The organism is Niveispirillum sp. BGYR6 (assembly GCF_027568365.1).
GTDB lineage: Bacteria > Pseudomonadota > Alphaproteobacteria > Azospirillales > Azospirillaceae > Niveispirillum.
Map to the genome: position 1 here is coordinate 860,279 of NZ_JANLNL010000002.1, position 16,928 is coordinate 877,206.

A 16,928-nucleotide genomic window follows, 5' to 3' on the forward strand; every position below is an offset into this window, starting at 1 on the left:
CTGTCCATTTTTCTCGTGGAACGGCGTCTTCGCCATATCCATGTAGAGAACAACAGCAGCGGCGGATAAACGGACCAGGCCTGTATTGTGACCAATAGGGGCAGATTTCAGCCCCTTTCTGGTCACAGGCCGCTGGCCGCCCCCTTCAACTGGTCAGCGATATGGGCCAGCCGGGCGGAAAGATCGCGCGCAGCATTGGCGCTGCTGACCTCGTTCTGGCGGGAGGAGGAGCGCAGCATGTCGATGGCGCGCGACAGATCCACCGACAGCCCATCCAGCCGCAGCACCCGCTCGCGCAGGTTCTGGGTCAGTTCCGACACGATGGACAGGTCGGTGCGCTCCCGCTGGCGGGTTTCGTCCAGCAATCCACGCACGCTGTCGGTGGTGCCATCCAGCCGGTCGCCCAGCCGGTCGATGCTGTCCAGCCGTGCCTTCAGCGCCTCGGCAATGGCCAGCAGGTCGGCATTTTCCCGCTCCCGTCCGGCATTGTCAGACGCGGCGAGCGCGTGCAGCGCCTCGCTGGCCGCGTGCAGGCCGCCGGTCATGCCCTCCACCGCCTCAATCCGCTGGCGCAGGTCGGCCACCAGGCCCACGGCGGTTTCCACCGCCGTCTTTTCCCGGTTGTCGGCACTGGCGATCAGCGCATGGACCGCATCAATGGCGGCCCGCAGGCCAGAGGTCAGGTCGACCAAAGCCTGGGGCGTATTATCCTTGTCACGCTGGGCATCCAGTTCCGCCGTCAGCGCCCTCAGGTCTTCCACCATGCGTTCCTGTTGGCTGACAGCGCGGGTCAGGCCGGTGGCGGCCTGATGCGCCTCGGCCGACAGGGCGCGGGTTTCGGCGCGCAGATCGCCCGCCACGTCGCGCAGACGGGCGGTGGCATCGTCCACCCCGCCGGTCAGGCTCTGGGCCAGCCGCTGCGCCGTCTCCCCGATCTCCCCCACGCGGCCGGCAATCTGGGTGGCGCTGCCACGCAGGCGGGTCAGCAGGTCGGCAATGGCCTCGTGCTGGCCCGGTTCCACCCGGCGGCGCTCAAACTCCATCTTCAGATCGTCGCTGGTCTTGCGCAGTCCCTCCACGGCGCGGGCCATGGCATCGGCCCGATCGCCGATATCGCCCATCATATCGCCGAAGCGGTTGCGGATATCGGTGAACTCGTCGGCCAGCGGTTCCATCTTACGCTCGGCAATCTCCGCCGACAGTTGCAGCGTGGTACGCGCCTCCTGCATCGATTCCAGGGCGCTGTCCAGCCGGGCACCAATATCGGCGGACCGGTCATCCAGCAGGTCGGCGGCGCGGGTCATTTGCATCCCGGCATCTTCCAGCCGGGCGCTGGCCTGGCTGGTGGCATCATCCAGTCGCAGGGTGGCGCTGCCCAAGGCGGCCACCATGGCCTTTTCGCCATCCTCCATGGCCTCGGCCGCGCGCAGCAGGCGGCTGCCCGTCTGGTCAGCGGTATTGGCCAGCAGATCGCCAGAGGCGCGCAGGATCTTCACCGCTGACAGCAGGCTGGCCTGGGTTTCCGCCATGGTCAGCGACAGGGCATGGGCGGCTTCGCGCGCTTCCCCGCTGGCATGGCGCATGTCGCCATCAGTGAAGGACAGGGTGTCCAGCGTCTGGCTCACCGCCTCTTCCGTCCGGCTCAAGGTGGCGGCCAGGGCATCGGCATGGTTGCGCATCGCCTCGATCACCGCATCCAGCCCGCCGCCGCCGGCATCGGCGTCAAACGCCTTCACCTGGGCCACGGCATGGGCCAGAATCTCCGTCGCCTGCCGGATTTCGCGGTTGCTCTCGCTCACCGTGCGCACGGCGGCGGCGCAAAGCTGGTTCACCTGGCCCAGCGTATCGGTCAATTGATGCTTGGTATCGCCGACGATGCGGCCGACATCCTGGCCCAGCACAGCCAGGGTACCGCCGGCCCCACGCAGCCGCGCCGTCAGCGCCTCGAACAGGTCCGCATATTCCCCCTCGAATTTCAGGCGCAGGCGGCCATCTTCCGTCGCCACGGAGATATCGGGGATTTCCTGCGCCTGTTTGCGGAACCCATCCAGCGCGCGGGCCAACTGGCCAAACTCATCCCCCCGCTCCTGCCCCCAGATGGGGGATCGCCAGTCGCCGCGCGCCACCTGATCCACCGCATTGGTCAGGTCGCGCAGGGGGCGTTGCACCCGCACCGCCAGCAGGATCAGGAAGGCCACCAGCACGCCCACCAGGGCCAGCACCGCCGCCACGCCCAGCCACAGGCCGCGCTGTGCCGTTTCGCCCAGCCGGGTCAGTTCCAGCGTCTGCAACCCGCGCCCGCGCGCCTCGATCCGGTCGGACAGGGCGGCATAGCGGGTGGTCAGGATCAGGGGTGTGGTCTGGCCCAGGGCGGTCGGGCCGCCATTGGCGGCATCCAGGCTGCGCCGGGCACTTTCCACCAGCCGCTTCAAGTCCGCCGCCAGTTCCAGTTCCTGCGGGGTCAGCCGCTTGCCCTGCAACCCGCGCAGGGCCTGATCGGCCGCTTCCAGGCTGGCCCGCATATCGGTGCGGGCATCGGCATTGCCGGTTTCAGCAAACTGCGCCAGGGCACCCAGATAGCCGCCATAGCCCATGCGCGCCTGGAAATCGGCCAGCAGCCGGTTCTTGGCCAACGCGTCGCCCGGCGCTTCCAGGGCCGCCGCATCGACAGAAAACTGCGCCAGCTCATACACGGCCCCGGCGGTCAGCCCGCCAACCAGCAGCACGGCACCCAGCGAGATAGCGGTCGCGGTGCCGCGCAGCGACGATTGCCGCGATCCCCTGCCCCGCTCCATCATACCGACCCCCGTGCCCCGGATATTGCGTTGATGGCGCAGAGACTAACCAATTCTTGTGGCGGGTTCATCCTTTCTTGTGAACAGGTTTGAAACAGACCAGTCTGCCGAGAGTTTGACCCTTGGCAGACTAGAGGCTGGCGACCGCCAGCCCGCCGCTCGTGCGGCGTGAGCCAAGCCGCCGGATGGCGGCGCCCGGCGCGTGAGGGAAAACGAAACCACCCTTGGTCGGTCACGAGCAAGGGAGGTTGGTGTCAGGCGGCGGCAAAGGCCGCCCAGGCCGGGGCACGGACCGTCAGCGACGCCTCACCACAGGTCAACGGGGCCCCTTCACGGATGGCTTCCAGCCGCAGCAGGGCCAGTGCCAGATCGTCCCGGCCGCTGCGAATCTCTCCCACCTCCTGCCCATCGCGCAGGATCGGGCTGCCCGGTTCGGGCAATGGGCCGGTGACCGCCACCGGCACCAGCCGCTTTTTCACCAGCCCGCGATATTTGGTGCGCGCGGTCAGTTCCTGGCCGACATAGCAGCCCTTGTCCCAGGCGACGCCATGCAGCTCATCGAATCCGTTTTCCAGCAGGATGGATTTTTCCACCAGCAGATCGCGGCTGCCATCGGGCAGGCCCAGGGCAATACGGGCGCGGTCCCAATCGGCAAAATCACCTGTTGCCAGGGTGCCGATGGGCAGCAGCAGGCGGCTGCCCATCTCCGCATGGCGGGGATCGGCAAAGGCGATTCCCGCCACCTCTGCCGCATCACCCGGCCCCAGCCGGGCGAACAATGCCAGTTCGGCCGACAGGTCCGTCAGTTCCACCTTGGACCGCAGCTTGAACATTTTCAGCCGGCGCAGCAGATCATCCTTGCGCGCCGCCTCGCAATCCAGCAGCAACCGGTCGCCCGCATCGATGATGAAAAATTCATGCAGGAACTTGCCCTGCGCCGTCAGCAGGGCGGCCCAGATGGCGCGGCCGGGGACCAGCTTGCTGACATCATTGCTGACCAGCCCCTGCAGGAAAGCGATGCGATCATCGCCACCGACGGCGATGACAGTACGGGCGGGCAAGGCGATCAAGGGGGCGGTGCTGGACATGGGCGGCAAACCGGCAGCGGTTGGAACGGATAATGGTTGCCAAAGCATATAGTCATGCCACCCCCCTCCCGCCTAGGGCGGATTCACCCTGGAGCCCCCCTGCGTTCGACCAAACACAGGGGGGCTCCAGGGGCGACAAGATGCGCCATGCTTGGTTTCGGCCCCTGGCGCGTTTATGAAGGCGACGTGGCCCTGGTGCCTTGCGGGCCGCATCACATTCCTTCCCGTCAAAGGCGATGCGGAACAGACCATGACGCAGCATCCAGGCGCGCCCCAGCCGGCCGCCGCGTTCGGCCCCTTCGGGCTTCTTATCCTGTTTGTCAGTGTGCTGATGCTGGGGCTGCTGCTGCCCTTGGCAGCCCTGGGGGCGGCCCCCGGCTATCTGATCCTGGCCTTTATCGGCGGGGGCATCTGGCTCTGGCGGGAACACCGCCTGCCGCCCCTGCCCTGGGCGGTGCTGTTACCGCTGCTGGCGTTCATCCTTTATGGCCGAGTCAGTGTGTCCTGGTCGCTGGCGCCCAAGGATGCGCGCGATCTGTCGGTGACGTTCCTTTATGAATTTCTCCCCGGATTTCTGCTGTTTCCGGCACTGGCCATGCTGCCGGCGGAAACGGCACGGCGGATCGCCCGCTGGCTGATCCCGGCAGCGCTGGTGGGCATTGCCCTGCTGGCCATTGAAATCCTGTTTGATCAGCCGATCCAGCGCCTGTTCAGCGAACCCAAGCTGCCGGTCGATCTGGTGCGGCCGGTCAACCGGTCGGCCCTGCTGATCGCCTTCATGGCCGGGCCGATGGCGTTGATGCTGTGGCGGCTGGGCAAGGGCTGGCTGGGGCTGGCCTGGATGGCGGGGGTGCTGCTGCTGGTCGGTGTCAGCACCAGCCAGTCGGCCGCCGCCGCCCTGCTGGCCATGATCCCGCTGATCCTGCTGGCCTGGCGCTTCCCGCGTCTGGTGGCGGGGCTGACGGGGCTGGCCATCGTCGCCGGGCTGATCTTCTGCGCCCCCATCGCGCAATGGATGTTTGATGCCGGGCTGGCCCATGCCCATTGGATGCCGGACAGTTTCCAGCATCGCATCATGATCTGGAACTTCGCCGCCGAGCATCTGCCGCAGCGGCCCTGGCAGGGGTTCGGGCTGGACAGTTCGCGTGCCATCCCCGGCGGCAATGATGGTTTCATTGGCACCGAGGGCTGGCGGAAACTGCCACTGCACCCGCATAATTTCTTCATGCAGGTGCGGCTGGAACTGGGCTGGATCGGTGCGGCGCTGACCGGCTGGCTGATGCTGTCGGTGCTGCCGCTGCTGGTGCGGTTGCGCAGCGCCGATACCCGCGCCGTGGCGCTGTCGCTTTATGCAAGCTGCATCTTTGCCCAGTGCTTCGCCTATGGGGCGTGGCAGACCTGGGCGATCTGCGGGATGCTGTTTGGGTTCTTCCTGATCATGCTGGCCGACCGGATGCCACCACGCACAGCGTGACGCCCGATCAATCCACGCCGAAGCGGCGGGTCAGGCAATCCGCCCCCGCCGCTTTCAGCCTGGTGCAGAAAGACGCGGCACCCGCTTTGTCGAAGCCGCCCAGCAAGACGCGGGTATAGCGGCCCTTGCCAGCCACGTCCGCTTCCCGCAGCAGGGGCGTGCGGCCGGCCAGCAGGTCGGCATGGCGCTTGGTCAGACCGGCCCAATGCTTTTCCGCCTCCCCCCGGCTGGGCAGGGAGCCCACCTGCACCGCCCAATCCTGGCCGGCGGCGGCTGGCGGGGGCAATGGCGCGGGGCTGGCCGCCACCTCCACGGCTGGCGGTGGCGGCGGCGGGGCCTCCACGGCGTGAGGGGCCTCTGTTGCTGCCGGCTCCGGCGGTTTTGGCGGTGGCGGCACTTCCCGGGCCAGGGGGGCGGTGCTCTTGGGTGGTTTGGGCATCTGGCCGGATGCCAGCATGGCATTGGCGGCAGAGGCCTGCTCCGGCGTGGCCTCTGCCGCGATTTCGGCCGCCAGCTTCACGGCAGCCACCAGATTCTTCCCCGCCGCCCGCCGCGCCCAGTAAAGCGCGCTGACAATATCCTTTTCCGTGCCCAGGCCGAAACAAAGCAGGGTGGCCAGATTATTCTGCGCGTGCATATCGTCGGCCTCCGCCGCCGGACGCAGCCAGCGCAGGGCCTGTTCATAATCGGCGGGCACATCCTGGCCATAGGCATAGATAGCACCCAAGGCGCTCATCGCCGCCACATGCCCGCCCTCGGCCGCGCGGCGCATCAGTTTCAGGGCCGCCTTGGCATCCTTGGGCGCGCCGCGTCCCTGCAACTGCATTTCGCCGGCCAGATAAAGGGCGGTCAGGTCACCCTTGTCGCCAGCTTTGACGAATTCCTTGAAGGCCTGATCATATTTGCCAGCGGCAAAGGCCGCCCGACCCTGCGCCATGTCGGCATGGGCGGTGGGAACGGCTGCCAGGGCCAGGATCAGCAGCAGGGGGGCAAGCGGTCGAAGCATAGGCACCAAAGCGAGATGGGGGATGTTCTGTATTACCCCACATGGCGATGCTTGACGATGGCGGATAAACGGGCTTCAACGGACACAGAGATTTCATATCCGTTATCAGAGATTGCCCGCATGGCCACGCCCAAGAAAAACCCGCTGAACCTGAATGCTTTGCAGTTGAAGACCCTGACCCTGTTCCAGGCCCTGGCGGAGTTTGAGGATATTGCCCGCCCCATCGGCGATGGCGCGATTGAGGTGCTGGAACTGCCCTTCACCGCCCATGGCAATCATTTCCATCTCGGCCCCTGGCTGGTCTTCGCCCAGGATGCCACCGGCCTGCGCAACCCGGCCCCCTGGGCCGTGCTGGAGCGCAAGGGCCTGATCGTCGGCAGCTTCCCCGTCAGCGTGGTGGTGACCCGCGCCGGGCTGGATTATGAAACCGGGATGCGCCGCCAGATCCTGCAAGGGTCGGATCACTAAATGTCCGTCCAGAAAATCCTGTTTCTTTTCAGGATTTTACGTTTTTAACACCGTCATTCCCGCGAAGGCGGGAATCCATACGACAGCGCGGATTTTGGATTCCCGCCTTCGCGGGAATGACGGTTAAGGGATTGGAAGCGTAGAGATTTTGTCGGACGCCCCCTGACCAACCTCGGCATCAGCCCGGTTCTGCTGGTCAATGCTCAACCGCGCTCTCCCCTTCGATGGGATGCACGTGAAGGCCGCCCCCCTCTCCGGGGGGCGGCCTTCTGGCCTTTTTAGGCTTCGCTGGCGCGCTTTTCGCCTTCGATGGCGGCTTGCGCCGCCGCCAGACGGGCAATCGGCACGCGGTAGGGGGAGCAGGAGACGTAATCCAGCCCCACCTTCTCACAGAAGTAAATCGACGACGGGTCGCCACCATGCTCCCCGCAGATGCCGAGCTTGATGTCGCCGCGCGTCTTGCGGCCCCGTTCGGCGGCGATCTGCACCAGTTCACCCACGCCTTCGGTATCCAGGGTCACGAACGGGTCGTGTTCCAGAATGCCGGCGCGCTGGTAATCCGGCAGGAAGGCGCCGGCATCGTCACGGCTGATGCCAAACGTGGTCTGGGTCAGGTCGTTGGTGCCAAAGCTGAAGAACTGCGCCGTTTCCGCAATCTTGCCCGCCTGCAAGGCGGCACGCGGCAGTTCGATCATGGTGCCGACCAGATAATCGATCTTGTGGCTGGCAGCGGCGATCACTTCGCCTGCCACGCGATCAATCACCCCCTTCAGGATGTCCAGTTCCTTCTTGGTGCCGACCAGCGGGATCATGATTTCCGGGATCACCGTCTCACCCGTTTCCTTGAACACGGCCACCGCCGCTTCAAAGATCGAGCGGGCCTGCATCTCGTAAATCTCCGGGAAGGAGATGCCGAGACGGCAGCCGCGATGACCCAGCATCGGGTTGGCTTCATGCAACTGAAGCGCCCGGTGCTGCACCTTCTGAATGTCGGTGCCGGCGGCCTTGGCCACCTCGGCCATTTCGGCTTCGCTGTTGGGCAGGAATTCGTGCAGCGGCGGGTCCAGCAGGCGGATCGTGACGGGCAGGCCCTTCATGATCTTGAACAGCTCAACGAAATCCTGACGCTGCATCGGGGCGATCTTGGCGAGCGCAGCGCGGCGCCCCGCCTCGCTGTCGGCCAGGATCATTTCACGCACGGCGATGATGCGATCCGTATCGAAGAACATATGCTCGGTCCGGCACAGGCCGATACCTTCGGCGCCGAACTTGCGGGCGGTGCGGGCATCCAGCGGGGTTTCCGCATTGGTGCGCACCTTCATGCGGCGATGCGCATCGGCCCAGCCCATCAGTTCAGCGAAATCGCCGGACAGTTCGGGCTGAATGGTCGGCACCTCGCCCAGCATCACCTCGCCGGTTGAGCCGTCGATGGTGATGATGTCGCCGGCCTTCACCTCCACATCGCGCACCAGCATGATGCCGCGCTTGTAATCCACGCGCAGTTCACCGGCACCGGCCACGCAGGACCGGCCCATGCCGCGCGCCACCACGGCGGCATGGCTGGTCATGCCGCCACGGGTGGTGAGAATGCCCTTGGCCGCGTGCATCCCGTGAATATCTTCCGGGCTGGTTTCCACGCGGCAGAGGATGACGCTTTCGCCCAGGCCCGCCTGCTTTTCTGCCTCTTCCGCGGTGAAGACGACCTTGCCGGATGCAGCACCAGGGCTGGCCGGCAAGCCCTTGGCGATGATCTTCTTGACGGCCTTGGGGTCCAGCGTCGGGTGCAGCAACTGGTCGAGCGACTTCGGCTCAATCCGCAGGATGCCTTCCTTCTGGCTGACCAACCCTTCACGCACCATGTCCACGGCGATCTTCAGCGCCGCCGGGGCCGTGCGCTTGCCGGACCGGGTCTGCAGCATATAGAGCTTGGATTGCTGCACCGTGAATTCGATATCCTGCATGTCACGGTAATGCCGCTCCAGCTTCAAACGCACCGCGTTCAACTGCTGGAACACTTCCGGCATACTTTCTTCCATGGCCGGCAGGGTGGAGCCATTGGCGATCTTGCCGGCAATGGTCAGATGCTGCGGCGTGCGGATGCCGGCCACCACATCTTCGCCCTGGGCGTTGATGAGATATTCGCCATAAAACGCATTCTCGCCCGTCGACGGGTTGCGGGTGAAGGCCACGCCGGTGGCGCAATCCTCGCCCATATTGCCGAACACCATGGCCTGCACATTCACCGCCGTGCCCCATTCGGCCGGGATGTCATGCAGCTTGCGATAGGTGATGGCGCGCTGGTTCATCCAGCTATCGAACACGGCACCGATGGCACCCCAGAGCTGTTCCTGCGGATCCTGCGGGAAGGGCTTGCCCAGCTCCTCCTCCACCACGCGCTTGTACCCGGTGATGACCTGCTGCCAGTCTTCGGCCGTCAGTTCGGTATCCAGGTTCAGGCCGGCATCGCGCTTATGGTCTTCCAGCACTTCTTCAAAGTGGTGGTGATCCACATCCAGCACGACATTGCCGAACATCTGGATGAAACGGCGATAGCTGTCATAGGCGAAGCGGGCATCGCCGGAACGCCGGGCCAGGCCGGCGACGGTGATGTCATTCAGGCCCAGGTTCAGCACCGTATCCATCATGCCCGGCATCGAGGCGCGGGCACCGGAGCGCACGGACACCAGCAGCGGGTTTTCGGCATCGCCGAATGTGGCCCCGACAATGGTTTCCACCGCGGCCAGCGCACCGGCAACGGACGCGGCCAGTTCTGGCGGATACTGGCGGCCATTGGCGTAGAAATAGGTGCAGACCTCCGTCGTGATCGTAAAGCCGGGAGGTACGGGCAGGCCGAGATTGCTCATCTCCGCCAGATTGGCGCCCTTGCCGCCGAGAAGATTCTTCATCTCCGCGCGGCCCTCGGCCTTGCCTTCACCGAAGCTGTAGACCCACTTCGTCATGGTCTTGGTCCCGTCGATTGTTCAATGGTTGGGATGTAGGACTGGGGGTGTTGGACGCTACGCAACACTGTGCAACGGATTTGGGGGTGAGGTTGCACAGGGGAAATCCGGCTTTTGGCTGCCGGCATGGGGGTGCCTGCCCGCGTTGGGGGCGGGGGGAACGTGGTAAACAGTTGAGAAAACCGTCGCCAAAATATCAAACCGTCACCCATGCTGCGGCCGGGGTCCAGGGGCCACAAGCGCATTGCTCTACGAACCTGGACCCCGGCCTTCGCCGGGGTGACGGTAGTGTGGGGAGAGATGTAGGTGAGAAAGGGGGATGGGTGTTGGGTGGGCGTAACTGTTTGTACGCGAATCCCCTCAGCAGCCTTATGTAACGCTGCCAACCCCACTAGCTTTTTACCGCAATGCGGTACGAATAGCGTAATTCCACTAGCTCCCCCGCCGTGCCCCGCCCGCAACGGACGGCGGGGGGAGCGGCGGGAAGGGAGCATGGCGGGTCAGCCCTCGATCTTGGACAGGTCGGCGATCAGGCCGAGCGTACCACGAATCTGGCTCAACAGCCGCAGGCGGTTGGCGCGCAAGTCCTTGTCGTCAGCATTCACCGTCACCTTCTCGAAGAAGGCATCAACCGGGGCGCGGACGGCGGCGAAGGCGGCCATGGCACCGGTGAAATCCTCCGCTTCGATCAGCGGAGCGGCGTGCTTGTGGGCGGTGACCAGCGCATCGGCCAGGGCCTTTTCCTCATCCTGCGCCAGCAGGCTGGCATCAACGGCGGCATCATAGGCGATGCCGTCCTTCTTTTCCTCAATCCGCAGGATGTTGCTGGCGCGCTTATAGGCGGCCAGCAGGTTGGCCCCGTCATCGGTGGCAACAAAGCCGGCCAGCGCATCGACCCGGGCCAGCAGTCGGACGAGATCGTCTTCACCACCCAAGGCCAGCACGGCGTCAATCAGGTCGTGACGAACGCCCTTTTCCTTCAGGGAGACCTTCAGGCGGTCGAAGAAGAAGGAGAGGAGATCGTTGATAATCGTCTTCGCTGTATTTACTTCGCGAATCTCATCTTCTTTCATCCCAGACCACAGGGAAGACGACAGTGAGATGAGTATCTTCTTGTAATAGTCATAATCGATGCCGCTAACATTTTCTGGTCTAACAATGGCAGAAAAAGTCAACGGAAGCCGAAGATTAATGCGCAGATTGTTTTCGACAATGAGCCGGATAACACCCAATGCCGCTCGACGTAATGCAAACGGATCGCGTGAACCCGTCGGCTTTTCATCTATGCGGAAGAACTGGACCAGCGTATCAATCTTCTCGGCCAGTGCTACGACCACGGACACTTTGTCTGTCGGCACGCGGTCAGACGGCCCCAGCGGCTTGTAATGGTCGGCAATGGCCTCGGCCACTGGGGCGGGCAGGCCCTCGTGATAGGCCACGTAGCGGCCCATGATGCCCTGGACTTCCGGGAACTCGCCCACCACGCCGGTGGTCAGGTCGGCCTTGGACAGGCGGGCGGCCAATCGCACCTGCTGAATAGTCTCTGCATCATAATCCAGAGATTTAGCAGTCTCTACAGCGAGCGCCTCAATCCGCTCCACCCGCTGGTGCAGCGTGCCAATTTCTTTGTGAAAGGTGATGTCCTTCAGGCCCGGCAAGCGGTCCTCCAGCTTCACCTTCAAATCCTGGTCCCAGAAGAATTTCGCATCCGACAGGCGGGCGCGCAGCACGCGCTCGTTCCCCGCCACCACGGCCTTGCCGCCATCGGCGGTGGTGCGGTTGGCGACCACCACGAAGCGCGGGGCCAGCTTGCCGTCAGCCGTTTCCAGCGCGAAATAACGCTGGTGCGTGCGCATGGAGGTGGTCAGCACCTCCGCCGGCACGTCCATGAACTTGTTGTCGATGGCACCGGTCAGCACCACCGGATATTCCACCAGCCCCGCCACCTCTTCCAGCAGACCCGGATCATCCTTCAGGCGGAAACCCTCGGCCAAAGCTGCCTTCTGCGCGCCGTCCAGGATCAGGCGCTTGCGCTCCTCCCGGTCCAGCACCACATGGGCGGCCGCCAGCTTGGCCTGATAGTCGGCGAAACCGGTGACAGTGATCTCACCCGGCGACAGGAAACGGTGGCCCTGGGTGGCACTGCCATAGGCAATGGTTTTGCCGCCCAGATCCAGCGCACCCGGCACCACCGCCCCATCGAACAAAGCGATGATGGAATGCAGCGGGCGGACCCAGCGGAATTCATTGGCGCCCCAGCGCATCGATTTCGGCCAGGGCAGTTCGCGGATGGCGGCATCGATGATGGCGGGCAGGACTGCGACCGTGGCGCCGCCCTTCTTCTCGATCACCGCGAAATAGAACACACCCTTGCCGGTGTCGCGCTGTTCGGCCTGATCAATGCTGGCCAGGCCGGTGGATTTCAGGAAGCCAGCCAGGGCCTGTTCGGGCGACCCGACGCGCGGGCCCTTCTTTTCCTCCCGCACATCGGCCTGGGCCGTGGGCACACCATCGACCACCAGGGTCAGGCGGCGCGGGGTGGAATGGGCCGCTGCCTTGGTAAAGGCAATGCCGGCAGCGGCCAGCTTGTCCGTCACCAGACGCTTGAAGTCATCCGCCGCCCGCACTTGCATCCGGGCCGGGATTTCTTCCATGAACAGTTCGATCAGCAGTTCGGCCATGATTTCTTCAGTTCAAAAACGTCTGGTGAAAATTCGTTACGGTCGCGGAACAAGGCCCCTCAGGCGGCCTTGCCCTTACGATAGCCATCGGCAATCCAAGCATTGCAGCAGGCCTTTGCCAGCTCGCGCACACGCAGGATGTAGCTCTGTCGTTCCACTACCGAAATGACGCCGCGCGCATCCAGCAGATTGAACAGGTGGCTGGCCTTGATGCACTGGTCATAGGCGGGCAGCGCCAGATTATGCGACAGCAGCCGGGCGCATTCCTTCTCCGCGTTCTGGAAATGCTGCAACAGCATGTCCGTATCGGCGAATTCGAAATTATGGGCGGAATATTCCTGCTCGGCGCGGTGGAACACCTCGCCATATTTCACCGCCGGCACATCGCCCACCGGATCGTTGAACTGCAGGTCATAGACGTTTTCCACGCCCTGGATATACATGGCCAGACGTTCCAGCCCATAGGTCAGTTCGGACGCGATGGGGGCGCATTCAATGCCGCCAACCTGTTGGAAATAGGTGAACTGCGTCACCTCCATCCCATCGCACCAGACCTCCCAGCCCAGGCCCCAGGCGCCGAGCGTCGGGCTTTCCCAGTCATCTTCCACGAAACGGATATCGTGCAGTTCCGGGTCGACGCCCAGCGCCACCAGGGACTGCAGGTACAGATCCTGGATATTGGCCGGCGACGGCTTCATGATCACCTGGAACTGGTAATAATGCTGCAGCCGGTTGGGGTTTTCGCCATAGCGCCCATCCTTGGGACGGCGGGACGGCTGCACATAGGCGGCGTTCCAGGCGTCCGGCCCCAGCGCGCGCAGCGTGGTGGCCGGGTGGAACGTTCCCGCCCCCACTTCCATGTCATAGGGCTGCAGAATGGTACAGCCTTGCGCTGCCCAAAAATTCTGCAAGGTCAGAATGACACCCTGGAAGGAGAGGGGCTTCTTGCCCGATGCGTTGGCCGCCATAGTTCCTGGATTTCTACACTTACGTTGCGGTGCGCCACCTTAGTCGGCCGTCCCGGCCAAATCAAGGCGGGCCGCCGGTTATTATCTGTGCGGGGAATGCAGGGCTCAGCAGCATTTTGTTGCGCGTGCGAGCCGACGGCCCTGCCCTGCCCCGTCAAGCCTGGGGACAGCCAGGGGTGCCGCATTTGCGGGCATTGGCGGGGATATAGACGCCGCAGCCGGGGCATTTCACCATATCTTCGGTCTCCATCACCGGTTCCTTGCCCCGGCCAGGGCGTGGCGGCGGCTGGGGCGGCCGGTTGCCATTATTGCGGCGCAGGGCCTCCTGCCTTTGGCGTTGCAGCTTGCCCACCAGGCGGAAGCCGAACCAGACAATGGCAAGAATGCCGATCAGGGTGATGAGCTTGGAAATCGACAGCATGGTGGCCCAGGATTGACGCGAGGCAGGGGCGGCACGCAAGCGCCAAATCGCCCCACCCGGCACTTATACCCACTTGTCTTGATCAGAACCTCTCGGTTCTGATCAAGACCCTCAATCGCCGGCGCCAACATCCGTTGGCTTGGCTTGCGCGGGCACGAGCCCGCGGGCGCTCAATGCGCCAACCGGGTTACGATTGAGTGAAACTCAATCGTAACCCGGTACTGATTATTAAAGCCCGAAGCGGGCATAGATGGAACGCTGTTCGGCCGCATCGATCAGCCCATCGGCCAGATCGGCCGAGAGTGCCCGGCTGTCCAACCCGATGAAACGGCCCAGCCCCGGCCGGCGCGTGGGGTTGACCACATGAATGCGCACCTTTTCCCCGAACCGTTCGCGCAGGGTGGAGCGCATATCGCCCAGCCGGTCCACCAGCCCCAGTTCCTTAGCCCGCGCACCCGACCAGAAGGCGCCGCTGAACAAAGCTGCCGTATCCTGCCCCTCCAGCCGCGCGCCACGGCGGGCGCGCACCCATTGGCGGAAGCCGTCATGCACCTCTTCCTGCAAGCCTTTCAGATGGGCCACATCCTCCGGCTTTTCCGGCTGGAACGGGTCCAGCATGGATTTGGAGGTGCCCGACGTATAGACCCGCCGTTCCACCCCCAGCTTGGCAATGGCGTGCTGAAAGCCAAAGCCGGCGGAGATGACGCCGATCGACCCGACGATGGAGGCGGGATCGGCCACAATCTCATCCGCCGCGCAGGCCAGCCAATAACCGCCGGATGCCGCCACATCCTCCACAAAGGCCAGTACGGGCACGGATTTTTCTGCCGACAATTGACGGATTCGCCCAGCGATCAGGGCCGATTGCACCGGCGACCCGCCCGGCGAATTGATGATCAGCGCCACGGCGGAGACATCCGGCAGGGCAAAGGCGCGCTCAATCGGCTCTGCCAGCGTCTCCAACGACAGGCCCCGGCGCCCCACCGCTGAGGCGGCAATGACGCCCGACAGGCGGATGGCGGAAACGATGGGCGGCAGGTCGGCCCCGGCGAACTTGGCGATGCGGCGGAACAGCATGGGGGTACAAGGGCCTTTCACGGAGGAAGCTGCCTTATAGATGGGGGCAACCGGTCGATTACGGAAGGGGCAAAGTCGGACACGGTGGGGTAGAGCCGATCAGGGAGAGACTCTATACAAAAGTGCAGTGAAGGTTGTTTGACGAGAAGATGTATTGAGCGCACCTTATACCAAATGGTTATCGATCACTTACACGCGCCCTTTGCTACAGCTTGGTGCCGGCTGGCCGCGAGTCTGCTGGTTTCCCTGATGTTTTGGCCCACGGCGTTGGCAGCGACACCCCCCAGCAGCGTCACCGTGATGAGTGTGGAGGCCATGCCGCTTTCCAGCAGCAACCCGGACCGGCCGGGATTGACGCTGGAAATCACACAAGAGGCCGCCCGCCGCGCCGGGATCACCCCGCAATTCGCGTTCATCCCCTGGCGCCGGGCACAGGAACAGGTGGCCACCGGCCGCGACCTGCTGATCACCCCGCTGGCCCGCACGCCGGAGCGGGAAGATCGTTATCGCTGGATCACCCCGCTCTACCGGGTGGAGCGCACGCTGGCCACCTTGGACAGGCCGGTGGACAGTCTGGCCGATGCCCTGGCGGAAAGGCGGGTCATTCTGGTGGGGGCCGGCACAGCACAGGAACAGTTGCTGCGCAGCGCCGGCTATCCGCCCGAGCTGATTCTGTCGGTCAAGGTGGGTGAACGGGAGATCGACCTGCTGGTCAGCGGCCGGGCCCAGGCCTGGCTGAACAGCTCCCCCGAAACCATCTGGCGCTGGCAACAGGCCAAGCGGCCGGAACCGCTGCTGCTGGGCCGGCCGATCCAGAGTGATGATGTCTATCTGGCCTGTTCACGCGATTGCAGCGGGGCGCTGATCGAGTCCTTCAGCCGGGCCATCGGTGAGATGCGCGCCGACGGCAGCATGGACAGGCTGCTGTTGCGCTATGAGGGTGGCTATTAACCGGCCGCGATTGGCTGTTGCGGCGACAAAGTGGCAATAAGGCGACAAAATAAAATATCACTTAATTGTTCTCTGTATGTATTTTCCGTAATATGCCAAAAAAGCACTTGGCACGGTCTTTGCTACAGTAGGTTCATCGAAACAAACCCGATGGAGCCGACAATGACCAACCTGACCGAAACCGCCGCCACGATCGCCCATGATGCCAGCGAGGGCCTGTTGACCGGCCTGCTGGCCTCCCTGCCCACCAGCCTGGAGCTGGTGGAAGCCGTGGCCCTGCTGAGCACCGCCGCCCTGGTGACCTTCGGCATCAACTTCCTGCTCTGATCCCCCTCTTCGCCGACAGCCCCCCTTACAGACGGAACCAGAATCATGACCGACCAGACGATCAACCACGAAGAACCCGGCCTATTTGACAGCCTGCACCATGCCGCCCCGACGCTGGGCGAACTGGTGGAAATGGTCGGCCTGCTGGGCACCGCCGCCACCTTGACCCTGCTGCTGAACCTGATGCTGTGATTGCCGCGCCATTGGCGCAACCTGTCAAGCCCGCCCGCCTGGGGCGGCCCCGTCGGTGGCCGGCAGAACCGGAACCGACGCCGGACAGGGGGAATGGCCTTGCGTCCAGCCGCCGCACCCCCTCTCTTCGTATATATTGCCAGAATCGGCATCTTCTGTTGTAATCGTATCACCTGAAACGATTACTGCTGTTCCCCAGTTTTACAAACCAATCCCCTTTCCCGTGCTGGCAGCCGCCGGCGGGCATGGTGATGGTGTGCGCCCCTGGTTGCCGGGGCGCGCCGGCCCGACAGCCCAGGCCGGCATCAGGTCGCTTCCCACCTGTCGCAGAATAAATCAGCCAAGGAGGAACCCATGACCGTCAAGCCTGCCACCACGGATGAAGAGCCCGGCCTGTTCGCCAGCTTCATGCAGCTGATGCCCACCCCCACCGACCGCGCCGAAGCGCTGGTGATGCTGGCCATCGCCGCCGCCCTGACCACCTGCATCAGCCTGGTGATGCTGTAAAATCCACTTCAAG

14 protein-coding genes are annotated in these 16,928 nt (G+C 64.1%); 6 read left to right on the plus strand and 8 right to left on the minus strand.

The window, feature by feature from the left end:
* Positions 1 to 122: 122 nt before the first annotated feature.
* Entirely contained in the window at positions 123 to 2,798 is a 2,676-nt protein-coding gene (locus tag PCJ49_RS07955; RefSeq protein WP_269910455.1) for a HAMP domain-containing protein, read from the minus strand.
* 251 nt (positions 2,799 to 3,049) lie between these two features.
* Positions 3,050 to 3,883 carry a folate-binding protein gene (locus PCJ49_RS07960; protein ID WP_269910456.1) on the minus strand — a complete coding sequence of 278 codons (834 nt, stop codon included), beginning with the start codon at positions 3,881 to 3,883 and terminating at the stop codon, positions 3,050 to 3,052.
* Positions 3,884 to 4,133: 250 nt separating this feature from the next.
* Here PCJ49_RS07960 and PCJ49_RS07965 point away from each other — a divergent pair, with 250 nt between their 5' ends.
* The gene (locus PCJ49_RS07965) at positions 4,134 to 5,357 is read left to right on the plus strand and encodes an O-antigen ligase family protein (RefSeq protein WP_269910457.1); all 1,224 of its coding nucleotides are present in this window, start codon (positions 4,134 to 4,136) and stop codon (positions 5,355 to 5,357) included.
* 7 nt (positions 5,358 to 5,364) lie between these two features.
* On the opposite strand, the gene PCJ49_RS07970 is transcribed toward PCJ49_RS07965, so the two are convergent.
* Positions 5,365 to 6,363, minus strand: a complete 999-nt coding sequence (locus tag PCJ49_RS07970; RefSeq protein WP_269910458.1) for an SPOR domain-containing protein — start codon at positions 6,361 to 6,363, stop codon at positions 5,365 to 5,367.
* A 120-nt stretch (positions 6,364 to 6,483) separates the two neighbouring features.
* Between PCJ49_RS07970 and PCJ49_RS07975 the strand changes: the two genes are divergently transcribed.
* Positions 6,484 to 6,831 (plus strand): hypothetical protein, encoded by a 348-nt coding sequence (locus PCJ49_RS07975; protein ID WP_089290071.1) that lies wholly within the window; start codon positions 6,484 to 6,486, stop codon positions 6,829 to 6,831.
* A 278-nt stretch (positions 6,832 to 7,109) separates the two neighbouring features.
* On the opposite strand, the gene ppdK is transcribed toward PCJ49_RS07975, so the two are convergent.
* The 5 genes from ppdK to PCJ49_RS08000 form a co-directional block, all read right to left on the minus strand.
* Positions 7,110 to 9,791 carry a pyruvate, phosphate dikinase gene (gene ppdK, locus PCJ49_RS07980; protein ID WP_269910459.1) on the minus strand — a complete coding sequence of 894 codons (2,682 nt, stop codon included), beginning with the start codon at positions 9,789 to 9,791 and terminating at the stop codon, positions 7,110 to 7,112.
* Between the two features lie 500 nt (positions 9,792 to 10,291).
* The gene (gene glyS / locus PCJ49_RS07985; RefSeq protein WP_269910460.1) at positions 10,292 to 12,472 is read right to left on the minus strand and encodes a glycine--tRNA ligase subunit beta; all 2,181 of its coding nucleotides are present in this window, start codon (positions 12,470 to 12,472) and stop codon (positions 10,292 to 10,294) included.
* A gap of 59 nt (positions 12,473 to 12,531) precedes the next feature.
* Positions 12,532 to 13,440 (minus strand): glycine--tRNA ligase subunit alpha, encoded by a 909-nt coding sequence (locus PCJ49_RS07990; protein WP_153202262.1) that lies wholly within the window; start codon positions 13,438 to 13,440, stop codon positions 12,532 to 12,534.
* Positions 13,441 to 13,594: 154 nt separating this feature from the next.
* The gene (locus tag PCJ49_RS07995) at positions 13,595 to 13,900 is read right to left on the minus strand and encodes a hypothetical protein (RefSeq protein ID WP_143271115.1); all 306 of its coding nucleotides are present in this window, start codon (positions 13,898 to 13,900) and stop codon (positions 13,595 to 13,597) included.
* 189 nt (positions 13,901 to 14,089) lie between these two features.
* Positions 14,090 to 14,959, minus strand: a complete 870-nt coding sequence (locus tag PCJ49_RS08000; protein WP_269910461.1) for a S49 family peptidase — start codon at positions 14,957 to 14,959, stop codon at positions 14,090 to 14,092.
* Between the two features lie 228 nt (positions 14,960 to 15,187).
* Between PCJ49_RS08000 and PCJ49_RS08005 the strand changes: the two genes are divergently transcribed.
* The 4 genes from PCJ49_RS08005 to PCJ49_RS08020 all read left to right on the plus strand — a co-directional run bounded on the left by PCJ49_RS08005 (position 15,188) and on the right by PCJ49_RS08020 (position 16,915).
* The gene (locus tag PCJ49_RS08005) at positions 15,188 to 15,889 is read left to right on the plus strand and encodes a transporter substrate-binding domain-containing protein (RefSeq protein WP_269910462.1); all 702 of its coding nucleotides are present in this window, start codon (positions 15,188 to 15,190) and stop codon (positions 15,887 to 15,889) included.
* Positions 15,890 to 16,051: 162 nt separating this feature from the next.
* The gene (locus PCJ49_RS08010; protein ID WP_160106132.1) at positions 16,052 to 16,216 is read left to right on the plus strand and encodes a hypothetical protein; all 165 of its coding nucleotides are present in this window, start codon (positions 16,052 to 16,054) and stop codon (positions 16,214 to 16,216) included.
* A gap of 45 nt (positions 16,217 to 16,261) precedes the next feature.
* Entirely contained in the window at positions 16,262 to 16,408 is a 147-nt protein-coding gene (locus PCJ49_RS08015) for a hypothetical protein (RefSeq protein WP_160106134.1), read from the plus strand.
* A 354-nt stretch (positions 16,409 to 16,762) separates the two neighbouring features.
* Complete coding sequence (locus PCJ49_RS08020) at positions 16,763 to 16,915, plus strand: hypothetical protein (RefSeq protein ID WP_269910463.1); 153 nt, start codon at positions 16,763 to 16,765, stop codon at positions 16,913 to 16,915.
* The last annotated feature ends 13 nt before the right edge of the window (positions 16,916 to 16,928 follow it).

Coding starts and splice junctions, on each gene's coding strand:
- PCJ49_RS08005 (WP_269910462.1), top strand. CDS start 15,188: ATGTTTTGGCCCACGGCGTTGGCAGCGACACCCCCCAGCAGCGTCACC.
- PCJ49_RS07970 (WP_269910458.1), bottom strand. CDS start 6,363: ATGCTTCGACCGCTTGCCCCCCTGCTGCTGATCCTGGCCCTGGCAGCC.
- PCJ49_RS07955 (WP_269910455.1), bottom strand. CDS start 2,798: ATGATGGAGCGGGGCAGGGGATCGCGGCAATCGTCGCTGCGCGGCACC.
- glyS (WP_269910460.1), bottom strand. CDS start 12,472: ATGGCCGAACTGCTGATCGAACTGTTCATGGAAGAAATCCCGGCCCGG.
- PCJ49_RS07990 (WP_153202262.1), bottom strand. CDS start 13,440: ATGGCGGCCAACGCATCGGGCAAGAAGCCCCTCTCCTTCCAGGGTGTC.
- PCJ49_RS08010 (WP_160106132.1), top strand. CDS start 16,052: ATGACCAACCTGACCGAAACCGCCGCCACGATCGCCCATGATGCCAGC.
- ppdK (WP_269910459.1), bottom strand. CDS start 9,791: ATGACGAAGTGGGTCTACAGCTTCGGTGAAGGCAAGGCCGAGGGCCGC.
- PCJ49_RS07965 (WP_269910457.1), top strand. CDS start 4,134: ATGACGCAGCATCCAGGCGCGCCCCAGCCGGCCGCCGCGTTCGGCCCC.
- PCJ49_RS07975 (WP_089290071.1), top strand. CDS start 6,484: ATGGCCACGCCCAAGAAAAACCCGCTGAACCTGAATGCTTTGCAGTTG.
- PCJ49_RS07960 (WP_269910456.1), bottom strand. CDS start 3,883: ATGTCCAGCACCGCCCCCTTGATCGCCTTGCCCGCCCGTACTGTCATC.
- PCJ49_RS08020 (WP_269910463.1), top strand. CDS start 16,763: ATGACCGTCAAGCCTGCCACCACGGATGAAGAGCCCGGCCTGTTCGCC.
- PCJ49_RS08015 (WP_160106134.1), top strand. CDS start 16,262: ATGACCGACCAGACGATCAACCACGAAGAACCCGGCCTATTTGACAGC.